This is a genomic window from Pseudomonas sp. GW822-FHT05A08 (genome assembly GCF_058800485.1).
The window spans coordinates 1,747,997-1,772,686 of record NZ_CM179511.1; the positions used below are offsets into that span (position 1 = coordinate 1,747,997).

The window sequence follows — 24,690 nt, forward strand, 5'->3', positions numbered from 1 at the left end:
GCGGGCGCAGGAGGTCCTGCGGACCTTTCGCAGCCTGCGCCAGCGGCTACGGAATTCACCGTTCGGGGCTGGTCGCTGTTTGCAAGCGCGCGCGGGCCGGTTAAGGTTCGGCTCAGATTTCTCGACCCCATGAGTCTTCCATGTTCAACGCTTCTTTCCCCAAAGCCCTGGGCGCTTTGCTGCTGGCCTGCGCGGCCTGGCCGGCCCAGGCCAACTGGTACCTGGACAACGAGTCCTCGCGCCTGTCGTTCGTCACCACCAAAAACGCCAATGTTTCCGAAGTCCAGCGCTTCCTGGTCCTGCACGGCAAGGTCGACGCCAAGGGCATGGCGCAGCTGGAAGTCGAGCTGGACTCGATCAACAGCGGGATTCCGCTGCGCGACGAGCGCATGCGCAAGGAGCTGTTCGAAATCGAGCGGCATCCGGATGCCCTGATCAACGCACAGATCAACCTGCGCCCGATCAACGACCTGGCGCCCGGCGCGCAGATCGAATTGCGTTTGCCGGTCAATGTCACCCTGCACGGCAAACAGCACGAATATAGCGCCGAGCTCCTGGCCACGCGCCTGGACGATCGGCGTTTCCAGGTGGTGACCCTGGAGCCGCTGGTGCTCAACGCCGCCGATTTCGACCTGGTGCCGGGGCTCGAAACCTTGCGCAAGGCGGCCGGCCTGTCGGCGATCAGTCTGTCGGTGCCGGTGGGTGCGGTGCTGATCTTCACGGCGCGCTGATATGGCGGGCGCGGTCTTTCCCTGGCGTGAAGGCAATCGCTTCGAGTTGCTGATCGACGGTCCGAGTTTTTTCCCGCGGATGCTGGTGGCGATCGCCCGGGCCCGTGAGCAGGTGGAACTGGAGCTGTACCTGGTGGAGGCGGGCGCCTGCGCCGAGGCCATGGTCCAGGCCCTGACCCAGGCCGCCGAGCGCGGGGTGCGGGTGCGTTGCCTGTTCGACGACTACGGCAGCCTGGCCTTCACCCTGGGTCTGCGCCAGCGCCTGACGGGCGCCGGGGTCGAACTGCGCTTCTACAATCGCCTGAGCTGGCGTCGCGGGGTGCGCAACCTGTATCGCGACCACCGCAAACTGTTGCTGGTGGATCAGGAACTGGCGGTGGTCGGCGGCACCGGGGTGACCGATGAATTCTGGAACCCGCTGCAAGACAGCTGCGACTGGCATGAAGTCATGGTGGAGATCAGCGGCCCGCTGGTGCTCGACTGGCAGATGCTGTTCGACCGGCAGTGGATCGCCAACCGCTATCGCACCGCCTGGAAGCCGGCGTCGAACTTCGGTCTGCCACGCCTGCCGCGGGTGCCGGCCCAGGGCGAGGGCATGGGCCGGGTGGCCTATGCCGACGCCCGGCAACACCGGGACATTCTGCAATCGCTGGTGCGCGCGCTGAACAGCGGGCACCGGCGAATCTGGCTGGCGACCCCGTATTTCCTGCCGACCTGGAAGGTCCGCCGCTCACTGCGCCGCGCTGCCGGACGCGGGGTGGACGTGCGCCTGCTGCTGACCGGGCCACGCACCGATCACCCGTCGGTGCGTTATGCCGGGCATCGTTATTACCCGCGCCTGCTGCGGGCCGGGGTGAAGATCTTCGAATACCAGCCGCGTTTCCTGCACCTGAAGATGGTGCTGATCGACGATTGGGTGAGCATCGGCTCGTGCAACTTCGATCACTGGAACCTGCGTTTCAACCTCGAGGCCAACCTCGAAGCCCTCGACCTGCCGCTCACCGATGCGGTGCTTGCAAGCTTCCTCGCCGACTTCGACCAGAGCCAGGAAGTCAGCCTAGAAGCCTGGAAAAACCGCCCGCTGTGGCGGCGGATCAAGCAACGGATCTGGGGCTGGGTGGACCGGCTGGTGGTCAACCTGCTCAATCGCCGCGACTGACCCGGCCCGGCGCGGCTTTGGCTTCTGTAGGAGCCAAGCTTGCTGGCGATACGGGCAACGCGGTGTGTCAGCAGAATCGCTATCGTGGGCAAGCCTCGCTCCTACATGGGGGGGCAGGAGCGAGGCCGAGGGGGAGGGTTACAGCAGTTCGAAGCTCTGTTGCTTGACGTCCCGGGAGTCCAGGCCGATCTCGACCTTGAACTCGCCCGGTTCCGCGGCGTACTTGAGCTGGGCGTTGTAGAACTTCAGGTCGTCTTCGCTGATGCTGAAGTGGATCACCTTCTGTTCGCCGGCCTTGAGCTGCACTTTCTGGAAGTTTTTCAGTTCCTTGATCGGGCGGATCATGGAGCCGGCGACATCCTGGATATACAGCTGCACCACGGTTTCACCGTCGCGCTTGCCGGTATTTTTCAGGGTCACGCTGGCGTCGAGCTTGCCGCTCTTGTTCAACGTGGTCGACGACAGGGCCATGTCCGACAGGCTGAAGGTGGTGTAGCTCAGGCCATAACCGAACGGAAACAGGGGACCGGTGGTGTCGTCGAAATACTGCGAGGTGTAGTTGCCTGGCTTGCCCGGGGTGAACGGCCGGCCAATGGTCAGGTGGTTGTAGTAGGTCGGGATCTGCCCCACCGAACGTGGGAAGGTGATCGGCAGCTTGCCGGACGGGTTGTAGTCGCCGAACAGCACGTCGGCGATGGCGTTGCCGCCTTCGGTGCCGCTGAACCAGGTTTCCAGGATCGCGTCGGCCTGTTCGTTCTCGTCGAGCAGCGCCAGCGGCCGGCCATTCATCAATACCAGTACCAGCGGCTTGCCGGTGGCCTTGAGGGCCTTGATCAGCTCGCGCTGGCTGGCCGGGATGTGCAGGTCGGTACGGCTGGAGGATTCGTGGGACATGCCCCGCGATTCGCCTACCGCCGCCACCACCACGTCAGCCTGCTGCGCGGCCTTCACCGCTTCGTCGATCAACTGCTGGGCCGGGCGCGGGTCGTCCACCACTTCCGGGGCATCGAAGTTGAGGAAGTTCAGGTAGTCGACCACCGCCTTGTCGGCGGTGATGTTCGAGCCACGGGCGTAGATCAGCTGCGCCTGGTCGCCCAGGGCGCGGCTCATGCCGTCGAACAGGGTGACCGATTGCGCCGGTACGCCGGCGGCGGCCCAACTGCCCATCATGTCGATCGGCGCCTTGGCCAGCGGACCGACCAGGGCGATCTTGCCGGCCTTTTTCAGCGGCAGGGTTTCATTGGCGTTCTTCAGCAGCACCAGGCTGCGGCGCGCCACATCGCGGGCATCGCTGCGGTGCAGGCGGCTTTCGGCGTTGGTGTCGGCCGGGTCTTGCTCGGCCTTGCCGATACGCAGGTACGGGTTGGCGAACAGGCCCATGTCGTACTTGGCGGCCAGCACTTCGCGCACGGCGTTGTCCAGGTCGCGCTGGCTGACGTCGCCGGACTTGATCAGTCCCGGCAGCTCCTTGGCGTACAGCGAGTCGTTCATGCTCATGTCGATGCCGGCCTTGATCGCCAGCTTGGCGGCTTCGCGGCCGTCCTTGGCGACGCCATGGCGCATCAGCTCGACGATGGCGCCGTGGTCGCTCACCGCCAGGCCCTTGAAGCCCCACTCCTTGCGCAGCAGGTCGTTCATCAGCCAGGTGTTGGAGGTGGCCGGCACGCCGTTGATCGAGTTCAACGCCACCATTACCCCGCCGGCACCGGCGTCGATTGCGGCGCGGTAGGGCGGCAGGTAGTCCTGGTACATCTTCACCGGGCTCATGTCGACGACGTTGTAGTCGCGACCGCCTTCCACCGCGCCGTACAGGGCGAAGTGCTTGACGCTGGCCATGATGCTGTCGGCGTTCTTCGGGCTGTCGCCCTGGTAGGCCTTGACCATGACCTTGGCGATGCGCGAGACCAGGTAGGTGTCTTCGCCGAAGCCTTCGGAGGTGCGGCCCCAGCGTGGGTCGCGGGAGATGTCGACCATTGGCGCGAAGGTGATGTCCAGGCTGTCGGCGCTGGCTTCCTGGGCGGCGATGCGCCCGGAGCGGCCGATGGCGTCCATGTCCCAGCTCGACGCCAGGGCCAGGGGGATCGGGAAGATCGTGCGGTGGCCGTGGATCACGTCATAGGCGAAGAACATCGGGATCTTCAGCCGGCTGCGCATGGCCGCGTCCTGCATCGGCCGGTTTTCCGGGCGGGAGATGGAGTTGAAGGTGCCGCCGATGCGCCCGGCGGCGATTTCCTTGCGGATCAGCTCGCGGGGCATTTCCGGACCGATGCTGATCAGGCGCAACTGGCCGATCTTTTCATCCAGGGTCATCTGCTTGAGCAGGTTGTCGATGAAAGCGTCCTTGTTCTGCAGGACCGCGTCCGAAAAGGGTTTTTCCTGGGCCGATACCGGCGTGGTGGCGGCGAGGGCAGGGTGACTGGCCAGGTTGATCAGCAAACCCAGCAAACACAGCTTCTTCATGAATATTGTTCTCTAGGGCCTAAGACAGACGCGATCAGTACGCGTCGAGCGGCCGAAAATTGGGAGAGCGGCTAATAAAGGAACGACTATTGTTGTTCGGATAAATGCAGCACACTTCTGAACTCTTTTTCGCGCTGGGCATCTTTTAGCCGATTGGCCCGATGCAATCCAGTGGTGGCGGCAGATTATGCCCGATGCACTCGATTCAAAGGGTTACAGGTTCCATCCCCTAGGTTGCAAGGAGCGTCACCACCATGAACGTACGACAGAGCCTTCGCTCAAGCTGGCCCGTGATGGCATTGCTGCTGCTTGGCAGCCTGCTCAGCGGCTGCGGGATCAACAACATCCCGACCCTCGACGAACAGGCCAAGGCGGCCTGGGGGCAGGTCCAGAACCAGTACCAGCGTCGCGCCGACCTGATCCCCAACCTGGTGGAAACGGTCAAGGGCTACGCCAAGCACGAACAGGAGACCCTGACCGCGGTGATCGAGGCGCGGGCCAAGGCGACGTCGATCCAGGTCGATGCCAGCACCCTGGACAACCCGGAAAAACTCAAGCAGTTCCAGCAGGCCCAGGACCAGCTGACCGGCGCCTTGAGCCGTTTGATGGTGGTGTCCGAGCGGTATCCGGACCTCAAGGCCAACCAGAACTTCCTGGCCCTGCAGTCGCAGCTCGAAGGCACCGAGAACCGCATCGCCGTGGCGCGTCGCGATTTCATCCTCGCGGTGCAGAAGTACAACACCGAGATCCGTACCTTCCCCGGCCGCCTGTGGCACAGCGTGATGTACAGCAACCTGCCGGTGCGCGAGACCTTCGAGGCCACCAGCCCCGACGCCGACAAAGCCCCAGAAGTGAAGTTCTGATCAGCCGCGGCTACCCGCGGATCGCGCGAGCGGCCGCGGGATCCGCCCCGGCGTTACCACGGATGAGGTTCCAATGCGCGTGTTGAGAGTGGGTGTGGTGCTGTTGCTCTGGGTGTTTGCGATAACGGCCCAGGCCGAGCTGAAGTTCCCGGCGCTGAGTGGGCGGGTGGTGGACAACGCCCAGATGATCGAGCCGGCGGTGCGCCAGCAACTGACCCAGGAGCTGGCCTCCCACGAACAGTCCACCGGCGAGCAGGTGGTGGTCGTGACCCTGCCGGACCTGCAAGGCACCAGCATCGAGGACTTCGGCTATCAGCTGGGGCGCTACTGGGGCATCGGCCAGAAGGACAAGAACAACGGCGCCTTGTTGATCGTCGCCCGCGATGATCGCAAGCTGCGCATCGAAGTCGGTTACGGCCTGGAAGATCGCCTGACCGACGCGCAAAGTTCGGTGATCATCAACCAGGTCATCACCCCGGCCTTCAAGGCCGGCCATTTCAGCAAGGGCATCAGCGATGGCGTATCGGCCATGCTGCTGGTGCTGGGCGGCAATCCGCTGGACGAACCGAGCGCTGCCTATGACGGTGGCGGCGAGCGTGGCAGTGAGTTTTTCGAGCGGCATCCCGGCGCCCTGGTGTTCCTGGTGCTGCTGTTTATCGTGACGATCTTCGTCTGCCAGTTGCTTGGCATCCTGCCCAGCGGTGGCGGCGGGCGTGGCGGTTCCGGAGGCTTCGGCGGGGGCGGTTTGGGTGGCGGAGGCTTTGGCGGCGGAGGCGGTGGGGGCTTCAGCGGCGGCGGTGGTAGTTTTGGCGGCGGCGGATCGTCAGGCGGCTGGTGACTAACAATAATCGATGAGTATGGGAAGACATGGCACTACTGAGTGAGTACGAACAACGGCAGGTCGCCGAGGCGATCGCCCGGGTCGAACAGCAGACCGATGCCGAACTGGTCACCGTGCTGGCCGCCCGCGCCGACGACTACGCCTATATCCCGTTGCTCTGGGCCAGCCTGCTGGCGCTGATCGTGCCGGGCGTGGTGCATTACGCCACCGGCTGGATGAGCATGCACCTGTTGCTGCTGGTGCAATGGGTGACCTTTATCGTGCTCTGCCTAGTGTTTCGCATCCCGCGGATCACCACCCGCCTGATTCCGCGCTCGGTACGCCACTGGCGCGCCTCGAACCTGGCCCGCCGCCAGTTTCTCGAACAGAACCTGCACCACACCGTCGGCAGCACCGGGATGCTGATCTTCGTCTGCGAAGCCGAGCGCTATGTGGAAATCCTGGTGGACGAGGGCATTTCCAGGCGCCTCGACGACAAGACCTGGGACGCCATCGTCCAGGCCTTCACCCAGCAGGTGAAGCAGGGGCAGACCCTGCAAGGCTTCATCAACTGCATCGAGGCCTGCGGCGAACTGCTTAAGGTGCATGTGCCGGTGACCCATGTGCGCAACGAACTGCCCAACCGCCTGGTGGTCCTGGCCTGATTTCCCCCATCCCTGTAGCCGCTGCCGTAGGCTGCGCAAGGTCCGCAGGACCTCCAGCGATCTTGAGAGCGCCACGGCCTTTCGGCCGATCGCAGCCTTCGGCAGCGGCTACAGGAGGCCCCATCGCCTGGAATTCTGCGCCGTCGGGTAAATAACTCCGTGCCCCGGCGGGCCATCCCCCCTAAAATACCCGCCATTCCCCGATTCACACCCCGCATCGCCCGAGGCACCTTTTACATGTCTGCAACCGCAACCCCCGCCAGCCTCGCGCCGGATCATCACGCCCAGTTTCTCGAATTGCTGGAAACCAGCCTGGCGCAGAACGCCTTTATCAAACTGGTGCTGGCCAAGCATGTGGGGGCCGAGGCGGATTTGCAGCGGCTGATCATCAAGCAACTGACGGTCAAGGAGCAGCCGTGCCTGTCCTTCGTCTACCGCTACAAGACCCGCGACATCACCAAGAACTTCCCCCTCGATGAAGGCGTGGCGCTGATCGCCGGGCTGCTGCCGGCGTCGTTCAAGAACGCGCACCTGCTGTCGCTCACCGATGAGGTGCAGCTCGAATACAGCAAGAAGGGCAAGAGTTCGCTGTTCAAGGGCAAGGCCCAGCAGCAGCGCGAAGTGCCGTCCGCCGAGCACAACCGCGAAAAGAATCGCTACCTGGAGCTGAGCCGGCCGTTCCTCACCGACCTGGGGGTGACCAACAAGCAGCACGAACTGATCCCGGCGATGTCACGCAAGTGGAAGCAGATCAACAAGTTCATCGAGGTTTTCAGCCATGCGCTGAGCTCGTCGCCGATCGATCTGCAACAGCCGGTGCGGGTGGCGGACTTCGGCTCCGGCAAGGGCTACCTGACCTTCGCCATCCACGACTACCTGTGCAACACCTTGCAGGCGCAAGGGCAGGTGACCGGCGTGGAGCTGCGCGAAGACATGGTGACCCTGTGCAACGCCGCGGCGGCGCGCCTCGACCATCAGGGCCTGGAGTTCAAGTGTGGCGACGTGCGCAGCGTGGCGCCGAGCGAGCTGGATGTGATGATCGCCCTGCATGCCTGCGATATCGCCACCGACTACGCGATCCACACCGGCATTCGTTCCGGCGCGGCGATCATCATGTGCTCGCCGTGCTGCCACAAGCAGATCCGCCCGCAGATGCAGAGCCCGGTGCTGCTCAAGCCGATGCTGCAATATGGTCTGCACCTGGGCCAGCAGGCGGAGATGGTCACCGACAGCCTGCGCGCGCTGTTCCTCGAAACCTGCGGCTACGAGACCAAGGTCTTCGAGTTCATCTCCCTGGAACACACCAACAAAAACAAGATGATCCTCGCGGTCAAACGCGCCGAGCCCCAGGACCCGACCCAGCTGCTGGCGAAGATCGGCGAGCTCAAGGCGTTCTACCACATCAGCGAGCACTGCCTGGAAACCCTGTTGCGGGCCGACGGCTACCTGGGCTGAGGGTTGCCTGCTGCTGTAGGAGCGAGGCTTGCCCGCGAAAAACGATGACGCGATGTACGGATACGTTGCAGGCGTAGTACCGGGTTATTACCCGGCCCCGCGGATAGGGACTACCTTGAATACTCCTGTTTTCCCTTGAAGAGGAGTCATCTCCATGGCCGCGAAAAAAATCCTCATGCTGGTCGGCGATTACGTCGAGGACTACGAAGTGATGGTGCCGTTCCAGGCGCTGCTGATGGTCGGCCACACCGTGCATGCGGTGTGCCCGGACAAAAAGGCCGGGCAGACCGTGCGCACCGCGATCCACGACTTCGAAGGCGACCAGACCTACAGCGAAAAACCGGGCCATCAGTTCGCCCTGAATTTTGACTTCGCCAAGGTCGAGGCCGCCGATTACGACGCGCTGCTGATCCCCGGCGGTCGCGCCCCGGAATACCTGCGGTTGAACGAAAAAGTCCTGCAACTGGTGCAAGCCTTCGACCAGGCCGGCAAGCCGATCGCCGCCGTCTGCCACGGCGCCCAGCTGCTGGCCGCGGCGGGCATTCTCGAAGGCCGCGAGTGCAGTGCGTACCCGGCCTGTGCCCCGGAAGTGCGCCTGGCCGGCGGTACCTACATCGATATTCCCGTGACGGACAGCCACGTCCAAGGCAATCTGGCGACGGCCCCGGCCTGGCCGGCGCACCCCAGCTGGCTGGCCGGTTTCCTCGGTTTGCTGGGCACCCAAATCACCCTGTAAGCGGATGAGCCGCCGGCGCTGCTTTTCTGTCAGGAAGCAGCGCCATCGTCCTACCCCTACAACCGAGGAGCGCCCAGCATGTGCGAGCTCTACGTCAAAGCCGACCCGATCCTCTACGAGTCCCGTTCGCGCTCGCTGCGCATCTGCGGGGTGGTCACCACCCTGCGCCTGGAAAACCAGTTCTGGGACATCCTCAGCGAAATCGCCGAGGTCGATGGCATGACCACCAACCAGCTGATCGCCAAGCTCTACGAAGAGGTGATGGACTACCGCGGCGAAGTGGTGAATTTCGCCTCGTTCCTGCGGGTCAGCTGCACCCGCTACCTGAGCCAGCGCCGCAGCGCCACGCCGGAACTCAGCGTGGTGCGCAGCGCCACCCAATAACCCCGCACCCTGTAGCCGCTGCCGAGCCTGCGAGGCTGCGATCGACTTGGGCGGCACTCCGACGCAGTGGGCGCCAAGCCAGACAACACCCTACCCGTAGGAGCGAAGCTTGCTCGCGATGGACCCGAGAGCGCCACCTGAGCCACTGAGCAGGCGGCATCGTTCCAGGCATACCGCGTCGTCAGGTTTTACGGGGCTGGGCCCCGATCGCAGCCTCGCCAAGGCTCGGCAGCGGCTACAGGTGGCGCAGTTGGTGGGGCGGGTGCTCTCGCGATCACCAGAGCAGCGCCGAAGTGGGATTACTGGTACGACGGCAAGCCGGCCCGGGAAGAGTTGCCGGGCAGTGACGGCGGGCCGCTGATCGATATCGGCGAAACCCGCGATGGCGGTTCCTATCAGCAGCGCATGGGGCATATCGCCGTGTGGAACTCAGTGATGGACGAGCACAACTATCTGGTGCGGCGCTGGGGGATTTCCTTCGGGCGGGCAGGGTCGTTGGCAGGGGTAAAGGCTGAGGGCTAGAGCGCCAGGCGCGTCAGTTGGCGCAGGTCGGCGATCACCGCCGGGTTGCCCCCTTCGAGCACATCCAGGCGAATCTGCGCGATCAGCGATTTCAGCAACTCGGTCTGGGTCATCCGGGTCGTCTCCAGCAGGCGGGCGAGATCCTCGGCCACATAATGGTTCACTTTCAGCGACAGGCGCTTCATCGAACGGGCGGCAGGCAACTGGCGGGCCTCGACCTGCTCCGCCAGATACGCGGCGAAGCCGCTATGCACCTGCTCCAGACCAGACACGGCGGGTGCGCTGAAGTAGTAGCTGAAGAACAGTTTGCGCATCTGCACCCCGGCGTCCTGGGCCACGGAGTGCATCGCGGCATCCAGGACGTCGAGGTAGACCGCAGGCAGCCGCGCCTCGATGGAGGTCAGTTGCTGCTTGCGGGCGTCCTTGATCGCTGGTGTCGACTGGGGCGGGATGGCCACCGTGGTGGCGCAGTGGTCGCAGACTCCCACCAGGATCTCCCGGGCCTGGCCATGCCCATCGCTGAAAGGGACGTCGCGACGGATGTAGGTGATGCCGACGACCTGTTGGCAATGCTCACAGAGCGCCTTGCCTTGGTCGCCCTGCAGAAAAAGTTTCATGGGGTGCCCTCATCGGTGAACGCTGATGAACCACGCATCGGGTTCGATAAAGTAGAACTTGATGTACCAGCCCGCCTTTTTCAGCACATGGACCGCGATGCCCGGGACGCTGTGATGTGCGCTGCAACTGTGGTCCGTGCCCTTGCAGGCGCTGATGATCTCGATCAATTGCCGGGCCGAGACCTCGCCTGTGGCCAGCAGGTTCTTGATCTCGATCGAGCCACGCGCCGCATGCAGATAGTTTTCCGTTTGCAGCGCGCTGATCAGGTCTCTCCGGACCTGCCTGAAGCCTCTGTCCATGATGCTTTCTCGTTTGTACGATACTTGTCGTACGAATTCAACAGGAAATCAACTGAAAGCGCCCGAAGGCATCCCTGTGGTTTTCAGGGGGAGATCGATCTTAGCCCGGCAGGAGCGGGCAGGAGGGCTTGGCTAAAGGCTTGCAACACATCCTTGGCGGCCAGCGGCAGGTGCGGGCGATCTGCATGCTGCGGTGCATCGAGTACACCGCAGCCGGATGCAGTCAGAAGAACCGGGTCACGCTGATCTTGGCGTTACGCCCAAGGCTGGAGGCGTTTTCGCCGCTCAGGGGCGGGCGGTAATCGCGGTTGAACATGTTGTCCAGGGTGAAGTTGACTTCCGTGCCCTTGAGGTACGGCTGCTGCGGTTTCCAGTTGGCGAACAGGCCCTGCACGTTGTAGCGGTCGTTCTCGTACTGGTCCCAGTAGGAGTCGCCCAAGGCGCTGGCCGGGCCGCTCGGGTAGACGTCGCTCGGCACGCGGTCGGTCTGGCGTACCCACTGGCCCTGCCAACCCACCTGCGCATCCCACTGCGGGATTTTCACCCCCAGGGTGGCGACCCACTTGCGCGGCGGAATGTCCCGCGCCCAGACATTCGGCCCCCAGGGATTGGTGTAGGCGCCTTCATGCTTGCCGGTGATCCAGGAGTAGGACAGCGAGCCGAACAGGTAGGTCGAATCGTAGAAGCTCTCGACCTCGAAGCCCTTGATGGTCAGGTCGCCGATATTGCGGTAGACCCCGATCGTCGGCTGGTTGCACACCTGGCCGATGTTCTTGCCGCTGCTCAGTTGCTCGGGGCAGCCGATCCCCAGGTTCTTCATGATTTCGTCCTTGATCTCATTGCGGAACACGGTGGTGCGAATCTGCACGCTATCGGCATCGCTGAACACATTGGCGAAGCTGGTGATGTTACCGGCGCGCAACGCGGTGATGCGCTCCGGGTCGAGGTCGCGGCTGGTGGCCGAGCGGGTGGTGCCCGGCGCCTGGACTTCGTACTGCTCGTCGATCACTGGCGCGCGCCAGGTCTTGCTGTAGTCGGCGAACAGGGCGAATTGCGGGGTGACCGTCCAGAACGCCGACAGCCGTGGCGACCAGCCGGTGTAGGTCTTGTCGCCATAATCGTGGCCGACCACCGGGTTGGGGCTGTTATAGATCGGCGCGTCGTTTTTCTGCCCACGGTTGCGCACATGGTCGTAGCGCAGGGACGGGGTCAGGGTGAAGTCGCCCAGGGTGATCGCGTCCTGGATATAGAAGGCGTTGTTGTCGACCTTGCCATGGGGCATGAAGCCCGGCTGGTAATGCCCGTTGTTGTACTTGGGCACCTCATAGGTCTTGCCCGGCATCCACATGTCCACCTCGCGGGTGTGCTTGCGGATCTGGATGCCATGGGTCAGGGCATGTTCCAGCGGGCCGGTGTTGAAGCGGCTGGTGTTTTTCAGCGAGAGGATCCTGTCCTCGTAACCCACGGTGATCTTGCGTCCACCGGAGGCGGGCTGGGTATAGGCGTTCGGGCCGCGCTCGTCGGTCTGGTCGGTCTTGGAATCGGAGTACTTGGCCTCGAAGTCAATCCACGGGTTGTCCAGCGGCGTGTACTGGTACTTGGCCTGCCAGGTGGTGTCGACGGTATTGCGCTGGGCCAGGAAGCGCCGGGTGGCGCCGTCGTAGCCGTACTTGTCGATATCGCTCTGGGTCGGTGGCGTCGGGTAGCTCTTGGCCGAGAAGGGCGCCCAGATATCGCTGTTGGAACGCATGTAGCTCAAGCCCAGGCGATGTTCGTCGGTCAGTTGCATGTTCAGCTTGAACAGCTCGCCGTCCAGGTCCTGGGCGGTGTTGGGCAGGCGCTTGGGGTTGATCGGGTAGGCGTTGCGCGGGTCCGGCTGGGCGCTGGCCAGCTTCATGTCGTCGCCGTCGCGTTTGGTCCAGTAGGCCAGGGCATCGAAACGCCGGTCCTCGGTGCGTCCGTACACCGCGCCGGTGTAGGCCTGCTCATGGCTGTTGCTGCTGTAGCCGTACTTGAGCATGGCGCCGCTGTCGCGGCCTTCCTGCAGTAGGTCGGGGGCGTCCTTGGTCTCCATGTGCACGGTGCCGCCGAAACCACCGTTGCCGGTCTCGGGCGAGTGCGGGCCCTTTTCCACTTCGATGCGCTTGATCAGTTCCGGCTCGATGAAGATCGAACCCTGCTGGTAGCGTTCGAAGCCGCTCTTGGTCGCGCCGTCGACGCTCATCGGCACGTCTTCGGCGTCGCCCAGGCCCCAGATGTTGATGGTCTGGCCGCCGGGCTTGAGCGAGCCGCCGAGGCTGACGCCGGGCAGGGTGGCGATCAGGCTGGGAATGTTGGTGGCCTGGTGGCGATCGATCTCGGCCTGGTTCAGGGTCGAGCGGCCGACCGTGGCGGAGTCCACTTCCAGGCCGCTGCCGATGACGCTCATGGCCCCCAGCTGCAGCGCCGAACTGCGGGTGCTGCTGTTTTCCGCGGGGCGCACCACGTAGGTCTTGTCGACCTTGACCAGGCTGAACTCGCTGCCACCCAGCAGTTGCCGGATCGCCGCCTCGGGGCTGAAATCGCCCTTCAGCGCCGGGGCCTTCACGTTGCGCAGCAACTCTTCGTCGAACAGCAACTGGATCTTCGCCTGCTGCGCCACCTGGCTCAGCGAGGCCGCCAGCGGTTGGGCGGGCAGGGCAAAGTTGAACGATTCGACTTGAACCTGGGCCTGGGCCTGCAGGCTGAACGCCAGGCAGGTGGCGAGCAGGGTCGGACGCGAACAGATGAGCTGCAAGTGATAAGGCGCGCGAAACATGAAATCCCCCGGAGCGGCGACAAAGGCCAGAAAAGGTGTGCGTAAACAACGCAGACCGGAGGAAGACGCGTCAGCAAAATAAAACCTCATATGCGAATGCAAAATATTCGCATATAGGTTTCAGCGTCGGGCTTCGATACGCACGCGGCCGTCGGCCAGGGCCACGGTTTTCACCGGGATCAGCGCCGGCAGGGCCTTGATCAGGGCGTCCGGGTCCTGCACATCGAGGTTGCCCGAGACCTTGAAGTTGCCCAGCGCGCCATCGGCCAGCAACACCGGCTGGCGGCGATAGAGGTTCAGCTCGTCCACCAGGCTGGCCAGGTCGCGATTGCGAAAGGCCAGGTGGCCGCCGCGCCAGTCGGCGACCTCATCGAGGTTCACCGCCTGTTCCCGCAGGGTGCCGCTGGCGTAGTCATAGATGCCGCGCTGGCGGGCGCCGAGCAGCAGCGAATCGGGCTTCTGCGCGTCGGGAACGAACGCCACCTGGCCGTGGGCGACGCTGACCACCAGTTGTTTCTCACCGCGGCGCACATCGAAGCCGGTGCCGACCACCCGCACCCGGGCGTTGCCTGCATGCACCCACAGCGGCCGTTCCTTGTCGGCGGCCACTTCCAGGTACAGCTGGCCCTGGTCCAGGTAGAGGTTGCGTTGCTGCGCGGTGAAGTCGATGCGCAGGCGGGTGTTGGCGTTGACGTACAGGGTGCTGCCATCGGGCAGGTTGAAGCTGCGCATGCCCGTGCTCTGGGCGGCGATCTGTTGCGAATGGATCGCCGGCGGGGCGCCCAGCTCGATGGCCAGCAGCGCGCAGACCAATGCGGCGGCCACCGCCAGGGCCGGGCGCCAGCGCGGCTTTTTGCGCACCGGCAGCGGCGTCGGTTGGTTCAGTGGTTCGAGTTCGGCCAGGTCGGCCCACAAGCGCTCGAACTCGGCGTAGGCTCGGGCATGGGCCGGTTCGCGGGACCAGATCTTGAAGGCGTCGCGCGTGGCCTGGCTGCGATCGTCGCGATTGCGGGTGAACCAGCCGGCCGCCTGGGCATCGATGCTGTCGATCTGCTGCTCGTGCTCATGTTGAGGGTCGCGGGGGCGGGTCATTGGGCTTGCTCCTTGCCGTGTTCCTGCTCCAGGCGCTGCTTGCAGTGCAGCAGGGCAAAGGCGATGTGTTTTTCCACCATGCTCAGGGAGATGCCCATGCGTTCGGCGATCTGCGCCTGACTCAGGCCTTCGAAGCGGTGCAGCATAAGGGCTTCGCGGCGGCGCGGCGAGAGTTCGGCGAGCACGCTCTTCAAGCGCTCCAGGCGTTGCAGGCGCTGGGCCGCGGGCAGTGGCTCGTGGTGTTCGTCGGCCAGCGGCTCGGGTTCTGTTGCATGCGGTTCGTGGTGCACCTTGTGCCTGACCTTCTGCCGGCGCCAGTGGTCGCGCAGCAGGTTGCGCGCCATCTGGAACAGAAAGGCGCGGGGTTGTTCGACCTTGGCCCGGTCGCGGTAATCGAGCCATTGGGTGAAGACGTCCTGGGTCATGTCCGCCGCATCGCAGGCGTTGTCCGTGCGTTTACGCAGGTAATGCAGGATGTCCGCATAGAACCCGCGGACGGGGTCCGCCGAGGTGGGGTCGGGCTTGAAGCGAGACATGAAAATCCTTCGCAAGTACTGCCGGGCAGAAAGGTCGTGAATGATATCGAGAATTATTACTATTTGTCTGCATGAGTTTCGCGTCATGAACCGGATGCGATTTTTCCTGTCTGATGCTGCGTGCCTCAGCAACACACCCCAAACGCTGGTAAACCGGCAAAGACAAGCTTTAATCCGAAGTGCATTCGCATCTTTGGACACTCAGGAGCAGGACCATGGCTGGATGGTATGAATTGAGCAAAAGCAGTGACGGGCAGTTCCGCTTCGTTCTCAAGGCTGGCAATGCTGAAACCATTTTGACGAGTGAGTTGTATTCCTCCCGCAGCGCCGCCGAAAACGGCATCGCTTCGGTGCAGACCAACAGTCCCAACGAGGCCCGCTACGCCAAGGAAGTCTCCAAGGACGGCAAACCTTATTTCAACCTCAAGGCCGCGAACCACCAGATCATCGGCAATAGCCAGCGCTATTCGTCCGAGGCGGCGCGCGACGCGGGCATTGCCAGCGTGCAGACCAACGGTCCGAGCACGACCATCAAAGACAAGACCGCCTGACGTTTTGCACTGAAACAAAAAAGCCCGACAGGACAACCTGCCGGGCTTTTTGTTGGGCGGTGATTTTGTGGGAGCCCAGGCAATGTGTGTTGTGCCTGATGCAGCGCTATCGCGGGCAAGCCTCGCTCCTACGCAAGCCTGGGCGCGCGGACCTGTAGGAGCCAGGCTTGCCGGCGATGAGGCCCGCAAGCTTGCCCCTACAGCCAGGGCCCGATCAGCGCACTGCGTTCAACATGGCCTGCAACTGATTGCGCCCGGTTTCATTCAGCGGGAACACCGGCAGGCGCGGGTCGCCGACCTGCAGACCGGTCATGTTCAACCCGGCCTTGATGGTGGTCGGCAGGCCGCCCTTGAGGATGAAGTCGAGCACCGGCAACTGGCGGTAGAACAGTTCGCGCGCGCGCTCCAGGTCGTTGTCCAGCACCGCCTGGTACAGGTCCAGGTTGAGCTGCGGGATCAGGTTCGCCGCGGCGGTGCACCAGCCCTTGGCGCCAGCGGCGAAGGCTTCCAGGGCCAGCGGGTTGCAACCGTTGTAGAACGGCACCTGGCCTTCGCCCAGCAGTTGCAGTTTGTGCATGCGCTGGATGTCGCCGGTGCTCTCCTTGACCATGGTCACGTTTTCCACCGCATGGAAGATCCGCAGGATCAGCTCCACCGACATGTCGGTGCCGCTGGTGGCCGGGTTGTTGTAGAGCATGATCGGCACGCCGACGCTGTCGCCGATGGCGCGGTAGTGGGCGAGGATCTCGGCTTCGCTGAGCTTCCAGTAGGACGTCGGCAGGACCATCACCGCATCGGCGCCCTTGGCCTCGGCAAACCGCGCGCGGCGCACGGCCTTGGCGGTGGTCAGGTCGGAAACGCTGACGATGGTCGGCACGCGCCTGGCGATGTGGCGGATGCTGAACTCGGCGACCTGGTCCCACTCGGCGTCGCTCAGGTAAGCGCCTTCGCCGGTGCTGCCCAGGGGCGCGATGGCCTGCACGCCGCTGTCGATCAGGCGATCGATGGAACGGCCGAGGGTGTCCAGGTCCAGTTGCTCACCGTTGGCGGTGAACGGGGTGATGGTGTAGCCGATGATGCCGTGAATGTTGGCGTTCGACATGGCGACGCTCCTTTAGCAAATGAGGTGGGTTCAGTTCAGGCAATCGGCGTGTTGCTTGAGGTTCTGCCGAGCGTAGTAGTTGAAGGCGGCGGCGTGACGCTTGGGCTTGGAGATCCAGTCATGGGCCTCGCGGCCGAGCTCCGGCAGGATCGGTTTGATGGTGCCGGCGGCCATGGCCAGCAATTGCAGTTTGGCGGCGCGCTCGATCAGTTGGGCGATCACGCAGGCTTCCTCGATGCTGGCGCCGGTGGACAGCTGGCCGTGGTGCGAGAGCAGGATGGCGCGCTTCTCGCCCAGGGCCGCGGAGATGATCTCGCCTTCTTCGTTACCCACCGGCACGCCCGGCCAGGCCTCGAGAAAGGCGCAGTCGTCGTACAGTGGGCACAGGTCCATGTGGGAGATTTCCAGCGGCACTTCGATCATCGACAACGCGGCGACGTGGGTCGGGTGGGTGTGGATGATGCAGTTCACATCGGGGCGGGCGCGGTACACCCAGCTGTGGAAACGGTTGGCCGGGTTGGGCATGCCGTGGCCTTCGAGCACCTCCAGGTCTTCGTTGACCAGCAGCAGGTTGCCCGCGGTGATCTCGTCGAAACCCAGGCCCAGTTGCTGGGTGTAGTAAGTGCCCGGTTGCGGGCCACGGGCGGTGATCTGCCCGGCAAGACCGGAGTCGTGGCCGTTCTCGAACAGGATGCGGCAGGTCAGGGCCAGCTTTTGCCGGTCGGTCCACGTATTATCCGCCAGGGTGTTTTGCATCTGGGTCAGGGCTTGCCTGACCAGTTGCTCTTTGGGTAGTGCTAATGTCTTGGCCATATCGGTGTCCTTTGGTCGTTGCAATGGACGTCGGATTTGCCAGCCCCCGCTGCTCGCAAGGTCGTTGGGTGAAAGCAAATGACACTAAAGAGGCTATATGACACTTTGTGTCATTGGCAAGGGCAAATCGTCGCCTCCTTGATGGGTTAACCGTTCTACATGTCTATCCGTTTGAAATTATTGAGAAAAAAACTTGGCGTGACGCTGGAGGCCCTGGCCGAGAAATCCGGCATGACCAAGAGCTACCTGTCGAAAGTCGAGCGCGGCCTGAACACGCCCTCGATCGCCGCGGCGTTGAAACTGGCCAAGGCGTTGAACGTGAACGTCGAGGAGCTGTTCGCCGAAGACAAGGTCAGCCTCGACAGCTACAGCCTGGTGCGCAGCGACGAACGCCAGTCGCTGGCGGCCAACGACCAGGCGCCGGGTTATGCGGTGCTGGCGCATCAGGTCAGCGAGCGCAGCCTGTTGCCGTTCATCATCTACCCGCCCAGGGAGTTCACCGACAAGAGCTTCAAGGAACACCTGGGGGAGGAGTTTCTGTTTGTCCACGAAGGGCAGGTGGAAGTGGATTTCATGAACGAGCGGGTGATCCTCAACCGGGGCGACGCGCTGCACTTCAACGCGCAGAAACCCCACCGCCTGCGCTCGGTGGGCGAGGTGCAGGCGCAGTTGCTGGTGGTGGTGCACAGCGGCGAGGAATAAGGGACACGATGTAGCCGCTGCCGAAGGCTGCGATAAGGCCGAAGGCCTTCAGCGATCTCAACACCGTGCGCCCCCTTCGGGGTCGATCGCAGCCTCGCGGGCTCGGCAGCGGCTACAGAGGTGGCGCTCCGCAGACGCCTGCCCGCGATCTTTCAGCGCTCGACCGGCACCGACAGCGCAGGATCGCCCAGCGCATGGCTCTTCGAATCGAAGAAGCGCAGCGTCACTTCCATCCCTGCGAACAGCTTGGCGTAGCGCCGCTTCTGGTTCTGGATGAAGGCCTTGCTGCGCGGCTGGATCGAGATCGCCAGGGTCCGCACTTTGGACTGGCGGATGGCACTCACCAGGTGGCTGTCCTGGGAGCCGAGGTCGTGGCCGAAGATGCACAGCGCGTCGCTGTGATTCAGCAACTGCTGGTAGCAGAACGACAGGTAGTCGCTGCCGCGAATGGTCTTGAGCTTGTCCGCCACCGGGCCCTCGCTGACGAACAGCGGCACATCGTCGAGGGTCTTGAGGGTGTTGTTGATGGCGAAGTTGCCCAGCAGCGTGCCTTCGGTGGAACCCAGCTTGCGCGCGGTGCCGTCCTGGTTGCGCACCAGATGCAGGCCGCCGTGCAGGTACAGCACGCGGGTCCGTTCGCTGGCGGTCTGGCTGATGTCGAAGCTCGGGTCGGCGCCCTGAAACAGGTCGTCGATGCCCTGGGCATCGTGCTGGATCGCCCAGTAGTTGAGCAGGTCGTAGTTGCTGGTGAACACCGTGCGGTAGCGGCGCAGTTCCTGGTTGATCTGCGACAGCGTCGCCGGCTGTACCAGGCGCCACGGAATGTGCACCGCGTGCACGGTATTGATCAGCGCTTCCTTGATTGCGTAGTAGCGATTGCGCGGCGCCGCGGAGCTGACGGCCAGGGCCTTGTTGACCCGGCTGGTGGTCTTCAGCGCGCCCAGCACCTGTTCGAAACTGCGGGTCTGCAGGGCTTCGAACACGCTCAGCTCGGAGGGGCTCAGGGGCTTTTCCTCGACGGTGCGGGCGTTCTCGAACAGCGAATCGTAGGCGAAGTCTTCCCACACCGCGCGGCTGGCGCCGTTGCCGATCAGCAGGCCGGTGATCGGCGTGCTGGCGCGCAAGGCGTTCCAGTCTTCAAGGTCGGCATCAAATTCCTGGAAATCCATCATCGCGGTTCGTCGTCTCAAGGCAGAAGGTGTACAGGGCGCCGACTTTATCACGACCGACCCTTGAGCCAGATCAACAACGCGCGTGACCGATGGGTCGATCCTGTGCGCATTTGCCGGATCGGCACGGCTGATCCAATCCCAGCCTGGAGGACGCGCCATGAGCAGCACTTTTTTCATTCCCGCCGTGAACATCATGGGTATCGACTGTCTCGACGAGGCCATGGTCGCGATTCGCAACTACGGTTTTCGCAAGGCGCTGATCGTCACCGACACCGGCCTGGCCAAGGCCGGGGTGGCCGGGATGATTGCCGAGAAGCTGGCGATGCAGGACATCGATTCGGTGATCTTCGACGGCGCCAAGCCCAACCCGAGCATCGGCAACGTCGAGAAGGGCCTGGCGCAATTGCAGCAGAGCAGCTGCGACTTCGTGGTCTCCCTCGGCGGCGGTTCGCCCCATGACTGCGCCAAGGGCATCGCCCTGTGCGCCACCAATGGCGGGCATATCAGCGACTACGAGGGTGTCGACCGTTCGGCCAAGCCGCAACTGCCGTTGATCGCCATCAACACCACTGCCGGCACCGCCAGCGAAATGACCCGTTTCTGCATCATCACCGACGAGCAGCGCCACGTGAAAATGGCCATCGTCGACCGTAACGTCACGCCGCTGCTGTCGGTCAACGACCCGGCGCTGATGGTCGCCATGCCCAAGGGCCTGACCGCCGCCACTGGCATGGACGCGCTGACCCACGCGATCGAAGCCTATGTGTCCACCGCGGCCAACCCGATCACCGATGCCTGCGCGCTGAAAGCCATGACCATGATCAGCCAGAACCTGCGCCAGGCGGTGCACGACGGCAACGACCTGGTCGCCCGGGAAAACATGGCCTACGCCCAGTTCCTCGCCGGCATGGCCTTCAACAATGCGTCGCTGGGTTTCGTGCATGCCATGGCGCACCAGCTGGGCGGTTTCTACGACTTGCCCCACGGCGTGTGCAACGCCGTGCTACTGCCCCATGTGCAGAGTTTCAATGCCATGGTCTGCGCCGGGCGCCTGACCGACGTGGCCCACGCTATGGGCGCGGACATCCGTGGCTTCAGCCCGGAGGAGGGCGCGCAGGCAGCCATCAGCGCCATTCGCAACCTGGCCCGGGATGTCGAGATCCCCAGCGGCTTGCGTGACCTGGGCGCCAAGCTGACGGACATTCCGGTCCTGGCCGCCAACGCCCTGAAAGACGCCTGCGGCCTGACCAACCCACGCACCGCCGACCAGCGCCAGATCGAAGAGATCTTCCGCAGCGCGTTCTGATACCTACAGATGTTCTACCGCGCGCTCGGGCCCTTGCTGTCCTGGGCGCACCGCCGCAGGCCCCAATGCACGAGCTATTGGCGGTCGCCTTGCCAACCGGCAGGCGGCAAGCGCCGGGTATGGAAAATCCGCAGTATCTGCAGGCGTCCCTGACGTACGCGGTAGGGGATCAGGTAAGGACGATTGGGAACCAGGCGAAGTCGCCTGCCTCTGTTTTAGTCAGGGCTTTCTGGATCTCGTCGATTTGCCAGGCTTCGCGGGCCAGATATTCTTTCAGTGCATCCACAGCGAGGAATGACTTGCTGCGGCCTGTCGCCTTGGCCAAGTGAGCCAGGGAGTTGGCAAGATCATCGGGCAGGCGCAAGGACATGACGGACAGGGTGATCTCGATGTAGTGGTGTGTGATGCAGCACACTACATCGCCACCCGTGGCTCGCCGCCAGAGCCATTCGTCCAGTGCGAGCGCTGCTTTGATTCAAGACGATTCAGGACCTTCCTCTTACAAGGACTTTGCATGCTGACCGGCCTCAACCATCTGACCCTCGCCGTGACCGACCTGAACCGCAGCCTGGGGTTCTACCACGACCTGCTGGGCCTGCGCCTGGACGCCAGTTGGGACAGCGGCGCCTATCTGTCGCTGCCGGGCCTGTGGTTGTGCCTGTTGCTGGACCCGTCGCGCCGCTTGGCCGAAGTGCCGGACTACACCCACTATGCCTTCGGCATCGAGGCCGGGCATTTCCTGGCGTTCGTCCAGCGCCTGCGGGCTGCTGGCGTGCGGGAGTGGCGCGACAACCGCAGCGAAGGCGCCTCGTTCTATTTCCTCGACCCCGACGGCCACCAGCTGGAAGCCCATGTCGGCGATCTGGCCTCGCGTCTGCGCGCCTGCCGGCAGCAGCCCTATGCCGGGATGACGATCTTTACCGACGAATGACCGCTCGCCGCCGCTTCAAGACGGCTGGCTGTCGTTATGGTGACCCTGGTGGGGTGGTGCGGGAGCGCACAAGCCGGCAGAATCCTGCGATCAAAACCGCGCCACCTTCGGCGCTTCGGAGTGTGGCATGACTTCTTCGCTGTTACTGGCCGTTCTCGCCTCGGGCTTTATCTACGGCATTACTCCCGGGCCGGGCGTGCTGGCGGTCTTCGGTATCGGCGCGGCGCGCGGGCGGCGCGCCGGGGCCGGCTTTCTCTGCGGGCATCTGCTGGGCGACGTGATCTGGTGCAGCACCGCGCTGATCGCCATCGTCGGCGCGAAGGAGATCGGCAGCAGCGCCTTCGATGTGCTCGGCGTGCTCAGCGGCCTTTATCTGTTCTGGCTCGGCCTGCGGGCGATCCGCAGCCAACGCAGCAACGGGCAGGAACCCCAGGGCCCGGCGCGCCAGCCGTTCTGGCACGGCATCCTGTTCGGCCTGACCAACCCCAAGGCGTACCCGGTGGCCGTGGCGACTTTCACCGCGCTGCTGTCCAGTCGTGCCGAGCTGCTCAACTGGTCGATGCTGCCCTGGCTGATCTTCCTCAGTTTCCTCGGCGGCATCGGCGCATACGCTATTCTGATTGGCATCGTCGGTGCGCGGCGGGTGCGGACCCTGTATCAGCGCCACGAGCTGGCGATCACCCGGCTTTGCGGCGTGATGTTCATCGGGTTTGCCATCAACGCCTTGCTGCATGCCGTTCCGGGATTGCTGGCGAACAAGGCATAAAGGCTGTCCGCAAGGTTGCGACAGCCACGGACAAGCAACGGCTTTGCGCCGCTGCCGGAACCCAGGGATTGATACTCGGCGCTTTATCTTCACAGGCAGTGTCGTTCCCTGATGGCAACCAACAATTCCGAGCCCCTGGCCAGTTTCATCGACCTTCTGTTGGACGCCGTCTGTGCGGTGGATGTGGAGGGTCGTTTCGTCTTCGTCAGCGCCGCCTGCGAGCGGATTTTCGGTTATACGCCGGACGAACTGGTCGGCCGGCGCATGATCGAGCTGGTGCACCCCGCGGACCGCCTGCGCACGCTGCAGGCCGCCGAGCGGATCATGGCTGGCGAACCCATGCCCAACTTCGAGAACCGTTACCTGCGCAAGGACGGGCAGGTCGCGCATATCCTCTGGTCGGCGCGCTGGTCCGAGGTCGACCAGCTGCGCATCGCCGTGGCCCGTGACATCACCGAGCGCAAGCAGGCCGAGTCGCGGCAGGCGGCGCTGTATGCGATTTCCGAAGCGGCCCATGCCACCGAGGACCTGCTGGCGTTGTTCCGGCGCGTGCACCGGATCATCGGTGAATGGCTGCCGGCGCTGAATTTCTCCGTCGCGCTGTACGACGAGCAATGCCAGGCGCTGAGCTTTCCCTATCACGTCGACGACCGCGAGCGTTGTCCGGAGCAGCCGGGCACGCTGACCGGCAGCCTGTGCACCGAGGTGATCCGCAGTGGCCAGCCGTTGCTGCTGACTCCCGGCAATTATGGGCCGCTGTCCCCGCCGTCGGATGCCGCCGCCCCGTACTCGCCCTGCTGGCTCGGGGTGCCACTCAATTCGCAGAAAGGCACCATCGGCGCGCTGATCGTCAAGAGCGCGCCGGGCGACGAGCGATACACCGAGCAGGACAAGGAGCTGCTGCAATACGTCTGCGCCCAGCTCGCCACCGCCATCGAGCGCAAGCAGCTGCATGCGCGCCTGCAGTACATGGCCCAGTACGACCAGCTGACCCAGTTGCCCAACCGCGAATTGCTCCGCGAGCGCCTGCGCAGTGCCCTGGCCCGTGCTCGTCGCGAGTCCGGGCGCATGGCCTTGCTCTACGTCGACCTGGACCGGTTCAAGCAGGTCAACGACACACTTGGCCACGCCGTCGGCGACATGTTGTTGCAGGCGGTGGCCAACCGGCTCAAGGCCTGCGTGCGCGAGAGCGACACCGTGGCGCGGATCGGTGGCGATGAGTTCGTGGTGCTGCTCGGCTGTATCCAGCATGCGGAAGATGCCGGCATCGTCGCCGGGAAAATTCGCCGGGCGCTCGACGAGCCGCTGCGCCTGGATGGCCATCAGTTGAGCATTCTGCCGAGCATCGGCATCGGCCTGTTCCCCGAACACGGCCATGACGAAAAGCAGCTGTTCAAGCACGCCGACGAGGCGATGTACGCGGCCAAGCGCGCCCAGCGGAGCCCGTCCCGGGCCTGAAAGAAGCGGCCGATCAGGGTGTTTTTTTGCCAACCGTTCGTCGTGGCCGATGCAACTTTTTCAAACCTTCGATGGCCTGAAAACTCTCACTCTGTGCAGGCGCCGTGCGCCGTCAACTGATCAAAGGAGGCCGATACCATGAGCTTCATGGCCACCCATCTGTCCCGCACCTGCCTCGCGCTGCTGCTCGGCCTGAGCGCCAGCGCGGCATTCGCCCAGTCCCCCGCGGAGTTTATCGATGAGGCTTCGGCCAAGGGCATGGCAGACATCGAGGCCAGTCGCCTGGCCCACCAGAAGACCTCTTCCAATGCGGTCAAGGACTACACCATCGTGGTCATCAACGACCGCACCACCGCCAACCAGCACCTGGCGAAAATCGCCAGGAAACTCGACCTGCCCGTGGCGCCCCGGGAAGAAGTGATCAACAAGGCCAAGGCGCTGATCCCCGAGGTTCCGGAAGGCGAAGCCTTCGATGCCGCCTATGCCGAGAGCCAGGTCAAGGCCACCGAAGAAGCCATCGAACAGATCCAGCAACAGGCCGAAATCACCGAGGTCCCCGAACTCAAGGCCTTCGCCGAAGAGACCCTGCCGAAACTGCGCAATCACCTGCAAATGGCCAAGGCCCTCAAAGCTGGCCAGCCCCTGGATCAGTTGGATGGCTGAGTGCCGTCCCACCGCCGATGCGCCTTCGGGCCTAATCTGAAGGCGCGTCGCGTCCGGTGTCGCCGTCTCTCCCTGGCATTTTCAGCATC

The 24,690-nt window shown here is 63.8% G+C and carries 25 protein-coding genes and 1 pseudogene; 16 read left to right on the plus strand and 10 right to left on the minus strand.

All coding sequences use genetic code 11. The features are described from left to right. The first annotated feature begins 140 nt into the window (after window positions 1-140). Together AC3RCP_RS07925 and AC3RCP_RS07930 are read left to right on the plus strand one after the other, a co-directional pair. A complete protein-coding gene (locus tag AC3RCP_RS07925; protein WP_009042522.1) occupies window positions 141-731 on the plus strand; it encodes a YceI family protein in 591 nt (196 codons plus the stop codon). Window position 732: 1 nt separating this feature from the next. After that, on the plus strand, window positions 733-1,890 hold the full coding sequence (locus AC3RCP_RS07930) for a phospholipase D-like domain-containing protein (RefSeq protein ID WP_492569503.1): 1,158 nt from the start codon (window positions 733-735) through the stop codon (window positions 1,888-1,890). Between the two features lie 138 nt (window positions 1,891-2,028). On the opposite strand, the gene bglX is transcribed toward AC3RCP_RS07930, so the two are convergent. Beyond that, window positions 2,029-4,350, minus strand: a complete 2,322-nt coding sequence (gene bglX / locus AC3RCP_RS07935) for a beta-glucosidase BglX (protein ID WP_492569504.1) — start codon at window positions 4,348-4,350, stop codon at window positions 2,029-2,031. A 254-nt stretch (window positions 4,351-4,604) separates the two neighbouring features. On the opposite strand from bglX, the gene AC3RCP_RS07940 reads away from it, so the two are divergent. From AC3RCP_RS07940 to AC3RCP_RS07970, 7 genes and pseudogenes are all read left to right on the plus strand, one after another. Further along, complete coding sequence (locus AC3RCP_RS07940; RefSeq protein WP_007927437.1) at window positions 4,605-5,213, plus strand: LemA family protein; 609 nt, start codon at window positions 4,605-4,607, stop codon at window positions 5,211-5,213. A gap of 73 nt (window positions 5,214-5,286) precedes the next feature. Beyond that, window positions 5,287-6,051, plus strand: a complete 765-nt coding sequence (locus AC3RCP_RS07945; RefSeq protein WP_492569506.1) for a TPM domain-containing protein — start codon at window positions 5,287-5,289, stop codon at window positions 6,049-6,051. 29 nt (window positions 6,052-6,080) lie between these two features. Then, window positions 6,081-6,698: a TPM domain-containing protein gene (locus AC3RCP_RS07950; RefSeq protein WP_007927435.1), complete on the plus strand. Its 618-nt coding sequence runs from the start codon at window positions 6,081-6,083 to the stop codon at window positions 6,696-6,698. Window positions 6,699-6,935: 237 nt separating this feature from the next. Beyond that, window positions 6,936-8,153 (plus strand): class I SAM-dependent methyltransferase, encoded by a 1,218-nt coding sequence (locus tag AC3RCP_RS07955; RefSeq protein ID WP_492569508.1) that lies wholly within the window; start codon window positions 6,936-6,938, stop codon window positions 8,151-8,153. Between the two features lie 154 nt (window positions 8,154-8,307). Further along, window positions 8,308-8,889 (plus strand): DJ-1/PfpI family protein, encoded by a 582-nt coding sequence (locus AC3RCP_RS07960; RefSeq protein ID WP_007927432.1) that lies wholly within the window; start codon window positions 8,308-8,310, stop codon window positions 8,887-8,889. 78 nt (window positions 8,890-8,967) lie between these two features. Next, complete coding sequence (locus AC3RCP_RS07965; RefSeq protein WP_097136505.1) at window positions 8,968-9,273, plus strand: ribbon-helix-helix domain-containing protein; 306 nt, start codon at window positions 8,968-8,970, stop codon at window positions 9,271-9,273. Between the two features lie 242 nt (window positions 9,274-9,515). After that, window positions 9,516-9,795, plus strand: a pseudogene (locus tag AC3RCP_RS07970) (signal peptide prediction); the annotation flags it as partial. Here the strand turns inward: AC3RCP_RS07970 and AC3RCP_RS07975 are convergent. The 5 genes from AC3RCP_RS07975 to AC3RCP_RS07995 form a co-directional block, all read right to left on the minus strand. Next, window positions 9,792-10,412, minus strand: a complete 621-nt coding sequence (locus AC3RCP_RS07975) for a hypothetical protein (RefSeq protein ID WP_087089164.1) — start codon at window positions 10,410-10,412, stop codon at window positions 9,792-9,794. The pseudogene AC3RCP_RS07970 and the gene AC3RCP_RS07975 overlap by 4 nt on opposite strands. A 9-nt stretch (window positions 10,413-10,421) precedes the next feature. After that, a complete protein-coding gene (locus AC3RCP_RS07980) occupies window positions 10,422-10,712 on the minus strand; it encodes a hypothetical protein (protein ID WP_178081052.1) in 291 nt (96 codons plus the stop codon). Between the two features lie 223 nt (window positions 10,713-10,935). Next, window positions 10,936-13,509, minus strand: a complete 2,574-nt coding sequence (locus AC3RCP_RS07985) for a TonB-dependent receptor (protein ID WP_101337059.1) — start codon at window positions 13,507-13,509, stop codon at window positions 10,936-10,938. Window positions 13,510-13,629: 120 nt separating this feature from the next. Then, on the minus strand, window positions 13,630-14,601 hold the full coding sequence (locus tag AC3RCP_RS07990; protein ID WP_101337060.1) for a FecR family protein: 972 nt from the start codon (window positions 14,599-14,601) through the stop codon (window positions 13,630-13,632). After that, window positions 14,598-15,137, minus strand: coding sequence for an RNA polymerase sigma factor (locus AC3RCP_RS07995; protein ID WP_101337061.1), 540 nt, complete (start codon window positions 15,135-15,137; stop codon window positions 14,598-14,600). The genes AC3RCP_RS07990 and AC3RCP_RS07995 overlap by 4 nt, the downstream gene beginning before the upstream one ends. A gap of 215 nt (window positions 15,138-15,352) precedes the next feature. On the opposite strand from AC3RCP_RS07995, the gene AC3RCP_RS08000 reads away from it, so the two are divergent. After that, window positions 15,353-15,688, plus strand: coding sequence for a YegP family protein (locus tag AC3RCP_RS08000; RefSeq protein WP_007922249.1), 336 nt, complete (start codon window positions 15,353-15,355; stop codon window positions 15,686-15,688). Between the two features lie 214 nt (window positions 15,689-15,902). Here AC3RCP_RS08000 and AC3RCP_RS08005 read toward each other — a convergent pair whose 3' ends face one another. Beyond that, complete coding sequence (locus tag AC3RCP_RS08005; RefSeq protein ID WP_101337062.1) at window positions 15,903-16,790, minus strand: dihydrodipicolinate synthase family protein; 888 nt, start codon at window positions 16,788-16,790, stop codon at window positions 15,903-15,905. A 30-nt stretch (window positions 16,791-16,820) separates the two neighbouring features. Further along, window positions 16,821-17,603: an aldolase gene (locus AC3RCP_RS08010; protein WP_492569511.1), complete on the minus strand. Its 783-nt coding sequence runs from the start codon at window positions 17,601-17,603 to the stop codon at window positions 16,821-16,823. A 159-nt stretch (window positions 17,604-17,762) separates the two neighbouring features. On the opposite strand from AC3RCP_RS08010, the gene AC3RCP_RS08015 reads away from it, so the two are divergent. Further along, the gene (locus AC3RCP_RS08015; RefSeq protein WP_007922237.1) at window positions 17,763-18,305 is read left to right on the plus strand and encodes a helix-turn-helix domain-containing protein; all 543 of its coding nucleotides are present in this window, start codon (window positions 17,763-17,765) and stop codon (window positions 18,303-18,305) included. A gap of 152 nt (window positions 18,306-18,457) precedes the next feature. Here the strand turns inward: AC3RCP_RS08015 and AC3RCP_RS08020 are convergent, their stop codons facing one another. After that, entirely contained in the window at window positions 18,458-19,477 is a 1,020-nt protein-coding gene (locus AC3RCP_RS08020; protein WP_101337063.1) for a DUF4917 family protein, read from the minus strand. Between the two features lie 157 nt (window positions 19,478-19,634). Here AC3RCP_RS08020 and yiaY point away from each other — a divergent pair, with 157 nt between their 5' ends. Beyond that, window positions 19,635-20,783, plus strand: a complete 1,149-nt coding sequence (gene yiaY, locus AC3RCP_RS08025) for an L-threonine dehydrogenase (protein ID WP_101337064.1) — start codon at window positions 19,635-19,637, stop codon at window positions 20,781-20,783. A 169-nt stretch (window positions 20,784-20,952) separates the two neighbouring features. On the opposite strand, the gene AC3RCP_RS08030 is transcribed toward yiaY, so the two are convergent. Continuing rightward, the gene (locus AC3RCP_RS08030) at window positions 20,953-21,162 is read right to left on the minus strand and encodes a CopG family ribbon-helix-helix protein (protein WP_101339394.1); all 210 of its coding nucleotides are present in this window, start codon (window positions 21,160-21,162) and stop codon (window positions 20,953-20,955) included. A 135-nt stretch (window positions 21,163-21,297) separates the two neighbouring features. Here AC3RCP_RS08030 and fos point away from each other — a divergent pair, with 135 nt between their 5' ends. The 4 genes from fos (at window position 21,298) to AC3RCP_RS08050 (ending at window position 24,601) form a co-directional block, all read left to right on the plus strand. Then, a complete protein-coding gene (gene fos / locus AC3RCP_RS08035; RefSeq protein WP_492569514.1) occupies window positions 21,298-21,714 on the plus strand; it encodes a fosfomycin resistance glutathione transferase in 417 nt (138 codons plus the stop codon). 127 nt (window positions 21,715-21,841) lie between these two features. After that, a complete protein-coding gene (locus tag AC3RCP_RS08040) occupies window positions 21,842-22,480 on the plus strand; it encodes a LysE family translocator (RefSeq protein ID WP_007922230.1) in 639 nt (212 codons plus the stop codon). Between the two features lie 111 nt (window positions 22,481-22,591). Then, the gene (locus AC3RCP_RS08045) at window positions 22,592-23,938 is read left to right on the plus strand and encodes a diguanylate cyclase domain-containing protein (protein ID WP_492569516.1); all 1,347 of its coding nucleotides are present in this window, start codon (window positions 22,592-22,594) and stop codon (window positions 23,936-23,938) included. Between the two features lie 138 nt (window positions 23,939-24,076). Beyond that, window positions 24,077-24,601 carry a DUF4142 domain-containing protein gene (locus AC3RCP_RS08050; RefSeq protein WP_492569518.1) on the plus strand — a complete coding sequence of 175 codons (525 nt, stop codon included), beginning with the start codon at window positions 24,077-24,079 and terminating at the stop codon, window positions 24,599-24,601. The last annotated feature ends 89 nt before the right edge of the window (window positions 24,602-24,690 follow it).